This is a genomic window from Amycolatopsis sp. TNS106, from assembly GCF_019330265.1.
Classification (GTDB): Bacteria; Actinomycetota; Actinomycetes; order Mycobacteriales; family Pseudonocardiaceae; genus Amycolatopsis; species Amycolatopsis lurida.
This window is the reverse complement of the sequence record NZ_CP024972.1, coordinates 2,427,095-2,443,520: the sequence shown is the minus strand read 5'-3', so window position 1 is coordinate 2,443,520 and position 16,426 is coordinate 2,427,095. Positions and strand designations below refer to the sequence as shown.

Here is a 16,426-nt window from a genome sequence, read left to right as displayed (position 1 = left end):
AGCGCTGCGCACGCTCCCAGCCGAACTCGGCGTGCGCGAGGTCGGCAAGTCCGAGGGCCGACGGACGCAGCCGGAGTAGCCGGGGGTGGTCGAGCCGTCCACCGCCGCGACGCTGGCCGCGTTGTCCGGCCGCCCGGTCTCGGACGAGGCCGCCGCCGCGATCCATGCTTGGGTCCTGGCGGAGATCTCGTCCGAGATCGGGCCGGTCTCGGACGCCCCGCCGGCTGGAGTCACGGCCGTGGCGCTGGAGCTGGGCAAGGCGGCCGTGCCGACGCCCGGCGGCGCGACGTCGACCACCATCGGCCCGTACTCCGCGACCTACGCGGCCAGCAGGACCTCCGGCGACGGGCTCGCCCACGACCAGCGGGCGCGACTGCGCAAGGCCGCCGGACGCGGGAAGGCGTTCAGCATCGACACCGTCGTGCCCGTCTCACGGATCGGCCCATGACGCCCGAGGGGCTGATCGGACAGCGGCTCACGATCTCCCGGCCTGCGGGCACGAACCGTTACGGTGACCCGCTTCCCGGCACCGAGCACCCCCTCGACGACTGCGTGCTCGCTCCTGGCGGATCAAGCGAGACGACCGACCGCGCCGACCAGGTGTCCACTCAGATGACCGTCTACACAGGACTGCACGCCGACGTAGCAGCAACCGACCGCGTGACGCTGCCCGACGGTACCCGGTGGCAGGTCGTCGGCACGCCCGCGCGCTATCCGAGCCCGGTCACAGCGGACCACGGGGTGTGCGTGATCAACCTGGAAAGGATGACCGGCTGATGACAGACGTCGAGTTCGTGCCCGACCACCGCGGCCTCGCGCACCTGCTGCGCGGAGCCGAGATGCACGACCTGATCATGGATCGTGCAAGAGGAGGCGCACAGTTCGCCGAAGCCATCGCACCGCGCCGAACCGGCGAGTATGCGACGGGAATCCGCGCCGAAGACGGTGGTCTCGGTGGACGACGGCGAGATCGGCCGGTCGGGCTCATCGTCGCGACCGCGCCGCACTCAGCCGCCGTGGAGTGGGGCAACGCTCGCCAGAACCATCCACACCACGTTCTCGCCCGCACGATCGACATTGTGGAGGCGGGCTGACGTGGGCATGGTGATGCCACCGTTCCCGGACGCCGAAACCGTGCTCCTGGCCCTGCTCGAACCGCTCGCTCCGACGGTGACCGCCACTCCGGCCGACCTCACGCCGCCTCTGATCCGCGTGCAACGGGTCGGTGGCTCGGACGACGGGATCACCGACCACCCGCGCATGGAGATCGCCTGCTACGGCAAAGACCGTGCGCAGGCGTGGCAGCTCGCCGAGCACTGCCGCCAACTCGTGCTCGGCTGCATCCGAACTCGCATCGACGGGGTGCTCGTCGACAACGCCCGCACGGACAACCCGCCCACCCAGGTTCCTTACGCGACCACCGAGGACTTTCGGCGTGTTATTGCTTATTTTCGTCTGGCTTGACGACGCCCCTCTGCTCGATTCCACGCTTGAACACCTCTAAGTCTTCGACGAATTTCGTAAAGCTTCGATACGGAATCTTTTTCGCTTTGATCGCAACCCCATTTCCGAGGGTTACGGTGGTGGAAATATCGAGAAGTTCAACCCAGGATCGATCGGGCGAGTGTCTGCCGATAAAGCGATCTACCGTCCACCATTCACTGATATCAAAGTTGAAAACCTTGGTTGAACCGGCTTCCAAGCGTCGCTCGGTCTCTTGCTGATCGTTCGACTTCAACCTTGCGCTGCTGCTGATGCTTACGGGCGCACCTTTTAAGGGGTCAACCTTTATCAGAATGTCGGTAATATCGACGGCCGCACGTCCTGAATTAATAACGGAAACTGCGGCATTGACCTTGGTGCACGAGAATCGGTCATTGGAAAGCATTATCACTTGCCAATCCTTAAATCCCTCGCGCTCGGAGCGAACTTCCTGCGTTGGGTTTATAGTTAGCGTGACGGAAATTAGCGGACCGCTACGCCGAAACGACACAACGTTCCAACCTAAAGAAATTCCCGCCACAATCAGAGAGCACGCGGACACCACGATTGCCCACCAGGCAACATTCATCTAACCCCTCCATGACGTCAGCATCCTACCCGCGACAACTGCGATGTTTAACCATACGAGGAGGCTGAGAACGAACTGACGGCACCAACCACGACCACGTACGACGCTCTGAAGAAGAAGCAGAGCGATCTGATCGGCAAGGTGCTCGAAGGCTCGATCTTCATTGCTGATCATTCCGCAGACCGCGGGCCGCTCGAGTGGGACGGGCAAGGTCGGTGACGTCCCAGAGTCCTACGGTGCCGTCGTCGGCGGCGGTAGCAGTGAAAGCTATCTCAGCGCAAGTTTGTCGTGATGGCCTCGGCGCAGCGGCCTTGCCTCGGGAGGTTGATGTACTAGTTTGCCGGCGCACTGTGGGTTAGAGGTCACACTTTCCCGGCACTGTCCTCTGTGGACGACTCGTGGGCGTGTCGCCTCTCGCTCGGTTTGCGCGATCATGGCCCTGGAGACTGCTGATGGAGACCTGGGGCGTGGCGCTGGGCCAGTTGGGGTATCTGCGGGATCTCGTCGACGACCTGCCCCACCGTGTGCGGACCCTGCGGTCGCTGGTACGGCTTCCGTCGGAGCCGGGAGCGGAGCCGGGAACCTGTCGACCTTGGGTGGTGGTTGGCATGTCCGTGAGCGTGGGTCCGGTGAGGCTGAGGCCTTTCTTGCTTCTGGTCGGGGATGTGGTCGTCAGTATTTCCACATGGTGCCGGTGCCGCGGTATTGCTCAACAGGAATGGGGTTGACTCCGGCTCGCATGTGGTCGGTGTAGAGGGTGCCGTGCAGGTGGTCGATCTCGTGGGCGACGAGGCGGGCGACGCCGCGTTCGAACATGGTGATTTTCGTCTGGCCGTCGATGGTGGTGTGTTCGACGTGGACGATGTGCGCACGTGGGACCTGTCCGCGGACGTCGAAGAAGGACAGGCAGCCTTCGTACTGGTCGTCGATGTCTCCGCCTGCTTCGATGATGGTGGGGTTGAACAGGGTGACCGCCTCACCGTCGGGTGTGCGGACGATGGCGGCGGCGCGGTCGATGCCGATCTGTGGTGCTGCGATGCCCATGCCTTTGCCGAAGGTGTGGGCTTGGGCGACCCGTTCGCAGGCGGAGTTCAGCGCGGTGACGACGCGGCGGGCGTCCTCGGCTTCGGCCGGGAGGTCGAAGCGGCGGGCGATGCGGCGGAGTGCGGGGTCGGTGTCTTGCACGATGCCGAGGGATGCCATGACTTCGCTCGGTTTCGGCGGTGGGCCGTCGGTCTGTGTGGTGTAGCCGCGGAAGTCCCATTCGAGGCGGTAGCGGGCGTGCAGTGGCGGGTCTTCGCAGGACCACGAGAAGACGTGCCGGTCGCCGGTGTCGTCGCGGCCGATCGCGGTGGCGAAAGGCATGGCCTGCGCGGTCATGGAAGTGTGCAGGCCCCAGACCGAGGCGGCGAGGTCGGCCGGGAAGTCCAGGCAGACCGACAGGGTGCGGGTGGGTAGCCGGACGGCGCGTTGGAACCAGTTGCCCCAGTGTTCTTCGCTGACGGTGTACTCGTATTCGATCCAGCAGGATTCGCCGGGATACAGGGGGAAGTGCCCGTGCTGCCCGGCGAAGAGCAGCCACACTTCCTTGAACGCGTCCCGGTCGTGGTGGGCGGTCCAAGCCATCGGGTTCGCGCGGCCGCGGCCGTGCCAGGCGTGCAGGTCGATCTCGTCCCAGGTCAGGGGGTTCTCGGAGTAGAGCTGGTTGGACCGTTCGGGGTCGCCGGGGAAGCGGTCGACGGAGATCCGGATCAGGTAGCGGGTGATCGGCTCGGTGCCGTGGTTGACCAGGTGGCGGCGCTGGGTGAGCCGGTAGACGCCGTCGTCGTAGCGGAGGGTGGCGTCGTCGTGGTCGACCACCAGGCTCCCGGTTCCTGCCGGGGTCTCGGTCACGGGCGGGAGGGGAGGGCGCGTCCGTGCGGGGCGATGGGCCTCGTAGTCGCGGAAGGCGGCGTGCAGGGCGCCGCCGGCGCGGAGTGCGGCCTCGGCGTGTCCGGCGAATGCTTCGGAGGGCCGTTCGGTGCCGGAGAGCACCTTGGAAACGTAGGAGCGGTCGTAGCCCATGGCCTTGGCCAGGGCGGTGCGGGAGAACCCGCGGACATCGCGCCAGCGTTCGAGTTCGACGGCGAAGACGTTCATCTCGGCATCCGGGGTGCTGCCGCTGGTCGTGCCCGTCGTCATCGTCGCCTCCGCCATCTGGGGACCGTGAGTGTGCGTGAACGCACCGTGAGTCGTCGCTCAGCCTAGAGGCACACCCGGCCTCCGCGGTGTCCTTCCCGTAGTGACACGACGGAACGGGGATGCGATGACGGGCAGCGGGAAGCGCGAGAGGGTGGTGCTCCGCGTGTACGCCGGAGACGGCCGGCGTCACGCCTACCTCGCGATCGATCTGGCGCAGGAGGGCTACTTCCAGGTCCACCCGGTGTGCAACCTGGTGTTCGGGTACCGGCTCGCGCACCTGGCTGAGCTGATCGGCTCGGTGAGTTTCCGCGATCTCGGTAATCGTTTCGAGGTCTGTGACGCGTGCTTGCAGTGGTTGCGTGACCAGCCGCACGAGGTGCTGGTGGACAACGAGATCGTCGCGATGCACGGGACGCTGGACCTGTCGGCATTGCCGTTTTCGGAGCGTGACCGCCTGACATCGGGCCTAGGCGTCATCGCCGCCGCGTGACTCGAACGAGCTCTGATCGAAGGAGGCCCGCCCGGCATGGGAACCCACGTCACGCCGCTGCCGATCCCTGGCGCATGGAGGATCGAGAACCCGCGCCATGAGGATGGACGGGGGAGTGTGCGGGAGTGCTACCGGGCCGACGTCGTGAACGCTGCCACCGGCGGTACGTGGCGGCCGCGGCAGGCCAACGTGTCGGTGTCGGGCAGGGGAGTGCTGCGCGGGATCAGCGTCGTCACCGGGACACCCGGGCAGGCCAAGTACGTCACCTGCGTTCGAGGTGCGGTGCTGGACGTCGTGGTCGACGTGCGCGTCGGTTCCCCGACGTTCGGGCACTGGCACATGGAGCAGCTGGACGACGACCACGACGTCTCGCTGTACCTGGCAGAGAGTCTCGGTCACGCGTTCCTGTCCCTCGCCGAGAACTCGACGGTGATGTACCTGCTGTCCCAGCCGCACGATCCAGCCAGCGAGGTCCGTGTCCAGGCGCTCGACCCGGACCTCGGTATCACCTGGCCACCTGACGTACCCGCGAACCAGTCGGCCAAGGATCGCAGCGCGCCCCGGCTGGCCGACGCCGAACGGGCCGGGATGCTCCCCGCATACACGCAATGACGAACCGGAATTCAGTTCAGCACCAACGATTACTCCATCGACTGCGTCGAGACAGATTGGACCGATCATGCACAGAGTGCTCGTGACTGGCGGCGCCGGATTCATCGGCTCCCACCTGGTCGACCGTCTCATCCAGACAGACCAGATCGACCAGGTGACCGTTCTGGACAGTCTCACCTATGCCGGCGACCGGCGGAATCTCGCCGCCGCCATGGACTCCCCGAAACTGCGATTCGTCGAAGGCGACATCCGCGACGCCGGCCTGGTCGGCGATCTCCTGCCCGGCCACACCGCGGTCGTGCACCTCGCCGCCGAGTCCCATGTGGACCGTTCCTTGCGCGATGTCGGCAACAGCGTCAGCACGAACGTGATGGGCACTCAGACACTGCTGGACGCAGCGATGCGCTGCGGTATCCAGAAGTTCGTGCACGTGTCCACCGACGAGGTCTACGGGCCGATGCCGACCGGCGCAGCCGGTGAAGACGCCCCCTTGCGGCCCACGGTCCCGTATGCGGCCAGCAAGGCGGCCAGCGACCTGATGGCCATGTCGTACTTCGTCAGCTTCGGCGTACCGGTCTGCATCACCCGCAGCTCCAACAACTACGGTCCCCGCCAGCACCCGGAGAAGCTGATCCCGCTGTTCCTGCACAAGCTCCTCACCGGCGAGCCCGTCACCGTGCACGGTCACGGGCAGCACCTGCGGAACTGGCTGCACGTCGACGACCACTGCCGGGCGATCGAGCTGGTCCTGCGCCGCGGTGTCCCCGGCGAGATCTACAACATCGCCGGCGGAACCGACCTCACCACCCTGGAACTCACCGGGCGCCTGCTGCGCATCATCGGCGCCGGCTGGGACGCCGTCACCACCGTGGCGGATCGCACCGCCAACGACATCCGCTACGCGATGGACTGGAGCAAGATCGCCGAACTCGGCTTCCGGCCCCAGCGTGACCTGGTGTCCGGTCTGGCCGAGACCGTCCACTGGTATCGCGGCAACGTCGATCGCTGGCCCGCGGCCGACGCCCCGGGAAAGCCGGCCGCCGCGGAGCTGGCGGCGGTCGGCGGATGACCGTCGTGACGGCACCGGGCGGCCCCCAGGCGAACGCCCGGCCCTTCCTCTACGGCGACGAGATCACCGCCGTGGCCCGCACGCTCGAGAGCGGCCAGTACGGGCACGGCGCGGAAACCGAGGCCTTCGAACGCGAGCTGGCCGCCTACCTCCACGTGCCGGACGTGGTCGCCGTCGCGACCGGCACCGCCGCGCTGCACCTGGCGCTCCTGGCCGCCGGGGTCAGGCCGGGGGATGAGGTGGTCGTGCCGTCGCTGACCTTCTGCGCCAGTGTGCAGGCCATCCTCGCCTGCGGCGCCCGGCCCCGGTTCGTCGACGTCGACCCAGCCAGCTTGTGCACCACCGCCGACCACCTCTGCGCCGCCCTCACACCGGACACCCGCGCGGTCATGCCGGTCCTCTACGGCGGCCGCGCGGTCGACCTCACCAGCGTGCGCGAGCATCTCGCCGCTCAGGACATCGCGATCGTCGAAGACGCCGCACACGCCTTCGGCTCGCGCCTCGGGCCTCAGCGTGTCGGCGCCACCGGTGACCTGACCTGCTTCAGTTTCGACGCGATCAAAGCACTCACCTGCGGCGACGGCGGGGCCGTCGTCCCCCGCACCGCAGGGGAGGCCGCGGCCTTGCGCCGGGCGCGGGCACTGGGCATCACCCAGACCCGCGGGCAACGGGGCGCCGCGGTGTCCTACACCGTGGAGGACACCGGGTTCCGCTACCACCTCTCGACGCTGCACGCCGCGATCGGCCGGGTCCAGCTCGCCCGCTTCCCCGAGATGGAAACCCGCCGTAAGAACCTCTGGACCATCTACGAGACCGCGCTGCGCGAGATCGAGAACGTCACCGTAGTCGATCTCGACGTCGCCAACACCGTGCCGTTCACCTGCACGGTCCTCGTTCCCGCGCCGCTGCGGGACGAGGTTCACACGCGGCTGCGCGCCGCCGAGATCGCCGTCGGCGTGCACTACCCGCTCAACCACCTCCAGCCCGCGTTCCACCGGTGGGCCAGCCCGCTCCCACGGTCGGAGTCGCTGTGGCGGCAGATCCTCACCCTGCCGTTCCATCCCGCCATGACCGCGAACGACGTGCACACCGTCGCGGCGGCCCTGCGCAGAACACTCCGCCTCGCCACCAGCACGATCGACTCCGAGGCGACCACACCCGAGCAGGCTCCGGATCAGATGGAGGCGCCACGGTGACTCTGCGCCGCGCCGCCGTACTCGGGAAAGGAACCCTCGCCGTGCACGCCTGCGAGGTCATCGCCGCGCTGCCCGGCACCGTCCTGGACACGGTCATCCCCAACACGCCCGAGCCCGACTGGGACATCAGCCTCTCCCGAGCCGTCGAACAGAACTGGCCGCACACACGCGTGCTGCGCTCCGGAGACTGGCGCGACCTCGAACCCGGACGGTGCGATCTCGTGTTCAGCGTGCTTTACGACAAAATCATCGGATCCAGCCTGATCGACAGCACCCCGCACATCCTCAACTGCCACCCCGGACGCCTACCCGCCTACCGCGGCGCCCGCCCGGTCAACTGGGCATTACACAACCGCGACACCCTCGCCGGCATCACGATCCACGTCATCGACACCGGCATCGACTCCGGCCCCGTCCTCGCCGAAGCCCTGTTCTCCATCTGGCCGGACGTCGACGAGGTCGCCGACGTCTGGTCCCGCGCCATGGAACACGGGCGCCGCCTCATCACCGACACCCTGCCTCGACTCGACGCCATCACCCCGACACCCCAAGACGAGACGAAGGCGACCACGCACTACCGGCGAGACAGCCACCTGCTCGGCGACCGCGACGGCTGGACGCGGGCCACGACACAATCCCGCCGCTGACAACATCGGCCAACACCCACGATCACCGACGCTCCCGCGCCGCGTCCAAGACGACGTCGACGAGCCGATCCGCAGCGTCCGGCCTGCCCAGCCCGCGGGCGAGATCGGCCATGGCGCGGCGCCGCTGCGGATCGGCCAGCAGCGGCGCCACCGCGTCCCGCAGAGCCGTCGCGGTGACCTCGGCGCCGAGGAGCGCGGCCGCGGCGCCCTGTTCGGCGAGATGTCGCGCGTAGTGGGCCTGCTCGCCACCCGCCGAGGACGCCAACGGAATGAACACCGCCGCCGTGCCCAGCGCGGTCACCTCGGCGATCGTCCCCGCCCCGCTGCGCGAAATGATCACATCGGCCAGCGCGAACACATCAGGCAGCTCCGCGCCGATGAAATCGACCGGCAGATACCGGGCAGCGAGACCTGGCGGCAACGCGGCCGTGCGCTCCCGCTGGCCCTCCACGGCCGCTCTGCCGCACTGGTGCACGACGTTGGCCCGCTCCAGCAGCCACGGCAGGATCGCCGAGACAAGCTCGTTGATCTGCCTGGCGCCCTGCGCGCCGCCGGTGACATACACCGTGGGCAGCGCCCGATCGAAACCCTGCACACCGAGCGCCTTCACCGCCCGATCAGCGTCCCCCGTCAGCACCTCCGCGCGCACCGGATTCCCCGTCGCGACAGCACGCTTCCGCGTGGCGGGCGCCAGCAGCGGCAGGGTCGATTCCGACGACACCGCCACCCGAGCCGCCACCCGAGCGAGCACCCGGTTCGCCAAGCCAAGCCGCAACGTCTGCTCGTGAATGACCAGCGGACGCCCACACACCCTGGCCGCCAGTCCGACCGGCACGGCGACGTAGCCCCCGGTCGCCAGCACGACATCAGGCCGGAAACGCGCCACGGCCGACCGCGCCTGCACCACGCCGAGCGGGACCCGGGCCATATCGGTCAGATTGGCCCGGGACAACATCTTCAGCGGGTTGCGCGCACGACGGATCTTCCCGGTGGCGACCGCCCGAAACGGGATCCCCTGATCGGCGGTGACGCGCGCTTCCAATCCGGCCGAGTTTCCCACCCACAACACCTCGACGGCCCTGCCCTGATCCGCCAACCGGGCCTGCAGGGTGCGGATGGCGGTCAGCGCTGGATAGGTGTGCCCGCCCGTCCCGCCGCCCGTGACCAGCAACCGGAACACCTGCTGCTCCGGCTGCTGATCGTGCTGGATGCCGGCCTGCGCGACCTTGTGCTTGTTCATCGTCAAAACCCGCTGTTTCTCGCCCTGCCGGGATGGGGCGACCGTGATCCGGCGTGAACGCCAGCTTCCGCGCGAGATTCTTCCACAAGCGCCGATGGCGGTTGAGCGCCACTCACGCTTTCTCGAGCATCGGCAGCGAGACTGTCCATTAAGGATTAAGTATGGATCGAGGGTGACGTGCCGCGGGCGTCGGTATGGTGCTGCTGGCTCACGCTGACGAGCTGCCAGAAAGTGTGACAGGGTTGTCTAGGCAAGCTGGCAGATGGGAACGTGGTTCGTGACGATCACAGAGCAGACAGCGTCGACTTTCCTGGTGCAACGCAGGCAGATGCGGTGGATGATCGGGCTTATCTGGCACCGCCGCCTGCACATCACCTTGCCGGCCGGTGGCCATCAGGAACCGGGGGAGACCATCGCCGAGACAGCGGTCCGCGAAGTACGCGAAGAGACCGGGGTACGGTGCAGGCTCCTGCCGCTGCCACTTCCAACCCGGTTTCCTCACCAAACGATGGCGACCCCGTGGTGGATCGCTGAGGTCCCGGCCGGGCCCGACAACTACACCGACGCACTCCACGTCCACCGTGACCACGTGTTTGTCGCCGAACGGGACGGTGACTATTCCGATGATGCCGAGTCCGATGTGCAGTGGTTCGACGCGGAGGCGCTCGCGGACGCAGACGACGTATCGGAGGATTCGCGGATCCAAGGCGTGCAGATCCTCGCGATCCTGCAGCGTCACGCAGAGCAGAGCAACGACTGAGCCTCATGAAACTCCGGTTTCACCAAGCACGATGACGGATGAACAGTCCTGAGTGGAACCCGCACGGCGCACAGGGCCGGAATCGCGGGGAGCTCCGCGGACAAGAGATTTCCGTCGCCGCCTCGAAATCTGAAGCCATGCTATAGCCGGGCCTGGTTTAGGGATACTATTCTGTCGTTCATCATCTCATTCTGGAGGGACGTGGCGTGGCTCAGAAAGTTTCGGTAAGTCTTGTCGACGACATTGATGGCACGGAAGCGGAGGAGACCGTTGAGTTCGGTCTCGACGGCGTGACGTACCACATTGATCTGTCCGAGGAGAACGCGGAAGAACTTCGCGACATCTTCGAACAGTATGTCGAACACGGTCGCCGGGCTGGTGGACGCAAGCGTAAGGCCGTCGCGGCCCCGGCTGTGGCTGCGTTGTCGGTGGTGTCCAAGGCTCCGACGGCGGCTGACCGTGAGCAGAACCAGGCTATTCGCGCCTGGGCGCGCAAGAACGGGTATGAGGTGTCCGATCGTGGACGGATCCCGTCCGAGGTCGTCGAGGCGTACCACAAGAAGAACTAGCTGGCGGGGCGTCGGAGGGACATCGAAGGATGTCCCTCCGACGTTGCCGGTGCTGTACTCCGGTGCCCAGATCGCCTGGTGCAGCCAGCGCCCCGCTACGTCAACCTTTCGCAGGAACTCCGCTGTGGCCGTCCCGAGAGCGGAAAAGCCTCAGGGACGCGGGTCCGCCGCGATCCTGCAGGTCGCCCTCCAGCACACCGAGAACGAGAAGACTGGGCTTGTAGAACGCCGCTGGTGGACCAAGCTGGCCTCCGCCAGTGTCGCGACAAGCTCCTCCGAACTCCCGACGCGAACTGACCAGTCAGCGCAACGCCGAGCGTGTCAGCCGGGGATGTTGCGGGGGTCGTGGCCGGTGTAGGTGTTGCGTTCGCCGATCGTGCCGTCCAGGTTCCGGATGAAGTGCTCGACCTTGCGTTCGATGGCCAGCTTCCGGCCCTCGGCGGCGGCGTCGGCTTTGGTGGCGTAACCGGTGCCGAGCGGCTCAGCCTCGCCTTCGATCTTGTTCTTCCACTCGCCGTCCTGGTGATAGGTCTCGACGTCGCCTTTCACAGGGCGCTCCTCTCGTCCGCCGACACGGTGTCACTCCACGACTACCCGCCGCGCCGATCAGATGAACATCAACATCCCGGGAGCAACCCACCCGAGTTCTCTGCCCTCAGCTGGCGGGGAGTGGCGCGCGGGTGACGTCCAAGTGGGCGAGCAGGTCGCCGTGCTCGGCGACGCGGTCGAGGACGTCGTCGGTGGTGAACACGAGCTGAGTGGGCCGGCGGCAGGCGCGTACCTCGTCCCAGGTGACCGGGGTGGAGACGGTCGGCCGGTCGCGGCCGCGCAGCGAGTACGGCGCGATGGTGGTCTTGGCGATGTTGTTCTGCGACCAGTCGATGAACACCCGCCCGGTGCGCTGGGCTTTGGCCATGACAGCCGTGACCCGATCGGGTGTTTCCCGGGCCAGGCGCTGAGCCAGCCGTTTCGCGTACGCCGTGGGCGCGGCCGGGTCGTCGGTGTCGATCGCGCAGTACAGCTGCATGCCCTTCGACCCCGACGTTTTCGCGAACGGACTCAGCCCGTCGGCGGCCAGCACCTCCTGAAGCCGTACGGCGACACGACAGCAGTCCACGATGGACGTTCCGGGGCCAGGGTCGAGGTCGAACACCAGCCGGTCCGGCGCCCGGCGGACCGGGGGAGGCCCGGGGTCGACGGTGTACTGGGGGACGTGGATCTCCAGGGAAGCGTTGTTCGCCGCCCACACCAGTCCGGCCAGCTCGTCGATCAGCGGGTACTCGATCGGCTCACCGCGTTCGCCGTGGCGGCTGCGGCTGCTGGTACTCGGCAGCGGGACGGTGGGGAGCCAGTCGGGGGCGCCGCGCGGCACGTTTTTCTCGAAGAACTGCTCGCCGCCGACACCGTCGGGGAAGCGGATGACGGTGATGGGCCGCTCGGCGAGGTGGGGGAGCAGGACGGGGGCGATGTGGGAGTAGTAGTTGATGACCTCGCCCTTGGTGAACCCGTCCGGGTACAACGGTTTGTCCAGGTTGGACAGGGTGAGCTGTCGGGCTCCGGCCTGCACCGTGATCTTCGGTCCGAGCGGCCGGGGCGGATCGTCCGGCTCGTGCGGGCGCGGCCTGGTCGTCGCGGCGGGCTCGGCCGGGGGAGAGGCGGCCACCGGCTCGCGGTCCGGTCGGGGAGCGAGGACGTCGCGGGGTTCCTTGTCCTCCCGCAGTCCGCGCCAGGCGGTATGACGTAGACGTCCGCTGGCGCGGGTGACTTGCCGGAACTCGACCTCGCCGACCAGGACCGGATCCACCCACCGTGCGCCGTCGACGTCCGCCCGCGGCGGATCGACCGCGAACGGGTGTCCCGGCCGGGACAACGCCTCGAGGCGGGCATGGAGCCGGGCGCGTTCGGCGTCGCTGAACCCGGTGCCCACGTCGCCGATGTATCGGAGCTCCCCGTTGGACTGGTCGTAGGCGCCGAGCAGGAGGCCGCCCACCGTTCCGGTGAAGCGTCCCTTCCCGGGCCGCCATCCGCACACGATCACCTCGATCGTCTGGGTGAGCGGGTGTTTCATCCAGGCATCGGTGCGCTTGCCCGGGGTGTAGGGCGCTCGGCGGTGCTTCGCGACGAGCCCTTCGTGTCCTGCTGCGGCGACGTGGGCGAGCAGGTGGGCGGTGGTCTGCCGGTCGGCGTCCAGCTCGGTGAAGGTGAAGGCCCGCACGACCGCGACCCGGTACGGGTCCGGCATCGGCACCTCGAGCAGCCGGCGGCGGCGTTCGTCGTACGGCGCCCGCAGCAGCGACTCCTCGCCAAGCTGCAGCAGGTCGAACGCCAGAAACCGGACCGGAAGATCCTCGAAGAGTTCGTCGCGGCGGCGGGAGGCGCGATGGGTTTGGTAGCGGCCGCGGCGTTCCTGCAGTAGCCCGAAGTCGATCTGCCCGCCCTCGTCGTAGACGACGATCTCCCCATCCAGCACCGCGGCCCGCCCATCCAACGCCGGCGCCAGCACTCCGGCGAGCTCGGCGAACTCATCGGTGAAGTCGATACCGTTGCGGCTGGTCAGCCGGGTAGTGCCGTCCGGCGCGACCTGCATCGAGCAGCGGAATCCGTCGATTTTGTATTCGTACGCCCAGTCCGGGCCCTCCCGCAGCCGGCCACGGTCCGATGTGGCCAGCATCGGCTCGATCCACGTGGGAACCCGGGAAGCGTCGCCGCGGGGTCTGCGGGCCATCCCCGGCACCTCCCGTCGGCTCGGCGACGAGGTGCTCCCGCCGCCAGCCCATCGTCCCCCGGACCCCCGCGTCTCGCCTCTCGACCGTCCACAACCGACATGTCATGACCTGGCGCGATCTAGGAAAGTGCTCCCGCAGGAGGCGTAGAGCTGGCCAGCACTGGCATTGAGGCCGCGGATCGCCGCGCAGACTTCGGGCCGCCAGCGCGCCGCATCTTCATGCGCTGTCGACTCCTGCTCAGGTTGATCGTTTCCTGCGCGCTGGGACGGTCAGGCGATCTTGCGGGTGAGGCCGGTGTAGCCAGCGATGACAAGGCTGGCAAGTGCCCACACGATGGCTTGCAGTAGCCAGATTGCTGCTGTGAATACCTGACCCGAATAGCTAGTGGTGTCCAAGTCGCAGCGATCTCGGACACCCGTGGCTCCTAGAGCACCAGGTGCGGCTTGAAGTATGTTCACAGTGAGTGCACTGCTCGACGGTGACAGGAAAGCTATTCCTCCCGTTGTGGCTAGGGGCGGCGACTCGAGCGGCGAGGTAGTCGGTCCAGGCTCGGCGTGCGTAGGTGACCCGGCTGACGGCGGTGTTGATGGGTGGGGTGTCCGGAGTCAGCTCCGGACACCCCGTTACAGGCTGACAAAGTCCCTGCGATCAGCACGCTACCAACCCGACCGTCGCTGGTGGCCGCGCCTTGTTGGATCAGGCTGTGGTGAACTTGTTCGGCACTTCAGCCATTTCGGCGAGCTGTCGTTCTGCGGACCAGCGCAGCAGGCCAGCTTTCTCGAGTTCGAGGAAGGAGTCGGCCAAGGCTCCGGTCGACATCGCGTTGCCGATGGCCAGGTCGGCCAAGCTGGTGGAGAACGTGTTTCCGTCAGGTTGGCTGATCGTGAAGGGCATGTGCCCGAGGACTTCATGCGCTCCGTCGATGATGTGGGCGTCGGCGGCGATCGCACGATAGGTCGACCACGGTGCGTTGTCCCAGACGAGCTGCATGTCCTCGTCATCGTCCTGGTCCGGGTCGAGCGAGGTTTCGAAGTTTGTCCAGTCGATGACGAGGCGAATGCGGGCGTGTTCGGCCAGCCCATCGAGGTCTTCGCGGGTAACGGGCGTTTCGTGGCGCAGTACCTCGACGTTGAAGCGGTACATCAGGCCGTCGAGGCCGGCGCGCACGGCGGCGATCGGCATGCCGGTCTCGTCTCCGAGCCGCTGCATCGTGGTGTCCACCTGGTCTTCGCCATGGTGGCCGCGCAGGCTCCGCTGCAGGGTCAGCGCGGCTCCTGATGTCTCCGTGAACCAGCGGACCCGGTCTTCGCGCTCGGTCCAGTAACAGGGGAGCGGCAGGACGTCCTGTAAACGGGGGATGGCCTGGGGCGCCCGCCATCGGTGTTTCCCGTCAGGTTCGCGGGTGTGCTGGTAGACGCCGAGTTCAGCGAGCAGGTGGGCCAGGTCGGCCAGCGTGGTCGGCACGGGGCGGCCGAGTGTGGTGACCGCGTCGGTGAACGCGGCCTGTGCCTCGGCGCGTAGCGCGGCGGTTTCGGCGTCTTCTTCGTCGCGGTACTGCCAGGTCAGAACGGTGTCGGGGCCTTTGTCGAGCTTGCTGCTTGCCGGGTGGGCTGCGATCAGGTCGGCGAGGTCGCCGTCCTGGTCGGTGACGCTGGCGGTGCCGATGATGAGCTCGAGGGTCATCGCTTCCAGCGGCATCAGCCGCGGCCAAGCCGAATTGCTCCAGTCGGTACGTAGGTAGCTGAAGCCGGAACCGGAGTCGTCGAGGTCGCGTGCGGCGCGCAGGTAGGGACGTCCGGTGGCGGCCATGTGGGCGCGGATCTTCTTCTTGCGTACCCGTTCGTTGACCATGTGAGCCTCCAGCGGAACCCCACGCGTCCCGCGAAGGGACGATGGCGCGGCCGATCCGCGCCGTCAGGTTCAGTTGTGCGAGTCCGGGACCCTTGTCCTCACGACCTCGGCGGCGTGGGCGCTCGAAGTTCGGAAGCAGGCAGGCACATCTGCCGGAACGCAGTATAGAGCAGAGTCCAGTCCGGCCAGGCGACCGACACGGGTCCGGCGCGGGTCGCAGCTGCTGTGACGTCAGGTTCACGGCCGCGGGCGCTTAGCTGGGAAGGTCGATCCGGTCGAAGTACGTGTGGTGCTCGTCGGTGCGGATGCCGATGCAGATGGGTTTCGATCGTGTGGTTAAGCCGGGGTGGGGTTCGGGCGGGCGAAGCGCGGGGACGGCGGGGTAGGCCGGAAGTCGTGTGATCAGGACTTGTCGGTTCGTCGGAGTATGTGCTCGTCAGTGCACCGTGATCGAGGAACTTGATGCTGCGCGACGCGCCGCCGCAGTACCCGGACGCCGCACAAGGATCACCCGCTTGCCCTGCAGGTGCAGGCCTCCGCGCCCCTCCGATCAGGGCAGAACGAGATGACCGAGTGCGCCTTGTCCGAGCTGCTGCAGCGCGCCGGCCGCCGGGTTCGTACCGACGGTCATTCCGAGCTGCAGGAGGGCGTCGGCGGATTTGCCTCACCGCGCCGTCGATATCGGCCCGGTCGCGAGCATCACCCGATTGTGGGTATTTGGTTCACGGAATGGGTAACGGCGGCGCGTCGTAATCCGAGCCCGTCCAGCGACGGGCGCTGACGCCCCTGCTTACGCGGCTAGTCGAGCTAATCGGTGACACCGGCGACGTCGACTCCCACGTCGGGCAAGTCCCGTCTCAGCAGGAGAAGTGTCGCTAGGGCCGCGAATCCGACAAGTCCCTGACAGCCACGCGGAGCTTAGCGAGTCTGCTGGAGAAGACGTGAGGACCCGGCGGCTTGCCAATCAGAACGGCTGAGCGGCGCACGAACCGACGTGCACCTCGAAGCCTGGAG

17 protein-coding genes are annotated in these 16,426 nt (G+C 67.3%); 11 read left to right on the top strand and 6 right to left on the bottom strand.

Translation table 11 applies throughout. The annotated features are described in order from the left end of the window. Positions 1-85 precede the first annotated feature (85 nt). Genes CVV72_RS11020 through CVV72_RS11005 form a run of 4 tightly spaced genes read left to right on the top strand, consistent with a single transcriptional unit; the run spans position 86 to position 1,464 of the window. Entirely contained in the window at positions 86-448 is a 363-nt protein-coding gene (locus CVV72_RS11020) for a hypothetical protein (protein ID WP_219152330.1), read from the top strand. Beyond that, complete coding sequence (locus CVV72_RS11015; protein ID WP_219152329.1) at positions 445-777, top strand: hypothetical protein; 333 nt, start codon at positions 445-447, stop codon at positions 775-777. Before CVV72_RS11020 ends, CVV72_RS11015 begins: the two co-directional genes overlap by 4 nt. Continuing rightward, positions 777-1,094, top strand: a complete 318-nt coding sequence (locus CVV72_RS11010; protein ID WP_219152328.1) for a hypothetical protein — start codon at positions 777-779, stop codon at positions 1,092-1,094. The genes CVV72_RS11015 and CVV72_RS11010 overlap by 1 nt, the downstream gene beginning before the upstream one ends. A 1-nt stretch (position 1,095) precedes the next feature. Next, positions 1,096-1,464: a hypothetical protein gene (locus CVV72_RS11005; protein ID WP_219152327.1), complete on the top strand. Its 369-nt coding sequence runs from the start codon at positions 1,096-1,098 to the stop codon at positions 1,462-1,464. On the opposite strand, the gene CVV72_RS11000 is transcribed toward CVV72_RS11005, so the two are convergent. Then, positions 1,439-2,071 carry a hypothetical protein gene (locus tag CVV72_RS11000; protein WP_219152326.1) on the bottom strand — a complete coding sequence of 211 codons (633 nt, stop codon included), beginning with the start codon at positions 2,069-2,071 and terminating at the stop codon, positions 1,439-1,441. The two genes, CVV72_RS11005 and CVV72_RS11000, sit on opposite strands and share 26 nt — an antisense overlap. A 672-nt stretch (positions 2,072-2,743) precedes the next feature. Further along, the gene (locus CVV72_RS10995; protein ID WP_255632631.1) at positions 2,744-4,267 is read right to left on the bottom strand and encodes a peptide deformylase; all 1,524 of its coding nucleotides are present in this window, start codon (positions 4,265-4,267) and stop codon (positions 2,744-2,746) included. A 109-nt stretch (positions 4,268-4,376) separates the two neighbouring features. Here CVV72_RS10995 and CVV72_RS10990 point away from each other — a divergent pair, with 109 nt between their 5' ends. The 5 genes from CVV72_RS10990 to CVV72_RS10970 all read left to right on the top strand — a co-directional run bounded on the left by CVV72_RS10990 (position 4,377) and on the right by CVV72_RS10970 (position 8,266). Then, complete coding sequence (locus CVV72_RS10990) at positions 4,377-4,742, top strand: hypothetical protein (RefSeq protein WP_219152325.1); 366 nt, start codon at positions 4,377-4,379, stop codon at positions 4,740-4,742. Between the two features lie 36 nt (positions 4,743-4,778). After that, positions 4,779-5,354: a dTDP-4-dehydrorhamnose 3,5-epimerase family protein gene (locus tag CVV72_RS10985; RefSeq protein ID WP_219152324.1), complete on the top strand. Its 576-nt coding sequence runs from the start codon at positions 4,779-4,781 to the stop codon at positions 5,352-5,354. Between the two features lie 67 nt (positions 5,355-5,421). Next, positions 5,422-6,423, top strand: coding sequence for a dTDP-glucose 4,6-dehydratase (locus CVV72_RS10980; RefSeq protein ID WP_219152323.1), 1,002 nt, complete (start codon positions 5,422-5,424; stop codon positions 6,421-6,423). Beyond that, positions 6,420-7,619, top strand: coding sequence for a DegT/DnrJ/EryC1/StrS aminotransferase family protein (locus CVV72_RS10975; protein WP_219152322.1), 1,200 nt, complete (start codon positions 6,420-6,422; stop codon positions 7,617-7,619). The genes CVV72_RS10980 and CVV72_RS10975 overlap by 4 nt, the downstream gene beginning before the upstream one ends. Continuing rightward, the gene (locus CVV72_RS10970) at positions 7,616-8,266 is read left to right on the top strand and encodes a formyltransferase family protein (RefSeq protein WP_219152321.1); all 651 of its coding nucleotides are present in this window, start codon (positions 7,616-7,618) and stop codon (positions 8,264-8,266) included. The genes CVV72_RS10975 and CVV72_RS10970 overlap by 4 nt, the downstream gene beginning before the upstream one ends. A 22-nt stretch (positions 8,267-8,288) precedes the next feature. Here the strand turns inward: CVV72_RS10970 and CVV72_RS10965 are convergent, their stop codons facing one another. Then, positions 8,289-9,506 (bottom strand): glycosyltransferase, encoded by a 1,218-nt coding sequence (locus CVV72_RS10965; protein ID WP_219152320.1) that lies wholly within the window; start codon positions 9,504-9,506, stop codon positions 8,289-8,291. Positions 9,507-9,783: 277 nt separating this feature from the next. Between CVV72_RS10965 and CVV72_RS10960 the strand changes: the two genes are divergently transcribed. Together CVV72_RS10960 and CVV72_RS10955 are read left to right on the top strand one after the other, a co-directional pair. Next, positions 9,784-10,266 carry an NUDIX domain-containing protein gene (locus tag CVV72_RS10960; RefSeq protein WP_219152319.1) on the top strand — a complete coding sequence of 161 codons (483 nt, stop codon included), beginning with the start codon at positions 9,784-9,786 and terminating at the stop codon, positions 10,264-10,266. A gap of 206 nt (positions 10,267-10,472) precedes the next feature. Further along, positions 10,473-10,835, top strand: coding sequence for an Lsr2 family protein (locus CVV72_RS10955; RefSeq protein WP_219152318.1), 363 nt, complete (start codon positions 10,473-10,475; stop codon positions 10,833-10,835). A gap of 321 nt (positions 10,836-11,156) precedes the next feature. On the opposite strand, the gene CVV72_RS10950 is transcribed toward CVV72_RS10955, so the two are convergent. From CVV72_RS10950 to CVV72_RS10940, 3 genes are all read right to left on the bottom strand, one after another. Beyond that, positions 11,157-11,384 carry a DUF2188 domain-containing protein gene (locus CVV72_RS10950; protein ID WP_219152317.1) on the bottom strand — a complete coding sequence of 76 codons (228 nt, stop codon included), beginning with the start codon at positions 11,382-11,384 and terminating at the stop codon, positions 11,157-11,159. Between the two features lie 106 nt (positions 11,385-11,490). Further along, positions 11,491-13,560: a DNA ligase D gene (ligD, locus tag CVV72_RS10945; RefSeq protein ID WP_219152316.1), complete on the bottom strand. Its 2,070-nt coding sequence runs from the start codon at positions 13,558-13,560 to the stop codon at positions 11,491-11,493. Positions 13,561-14,257: 697 nt separating this feature from the next. Then, positions 14,258-15,412 (bottom strand): DUF6042 family protein, encoded by a 1,155-nt coding sequence (locus tag CVV72_RS10940; RefSeq protein WP_219152315.1) that lies wholly within the window; start codon positions 15,410-15,412, stop codon positions 14,258-14,260. Between the last annotated feature and the right edge of the window lie 1,014 nt (positions 15,413-16,426).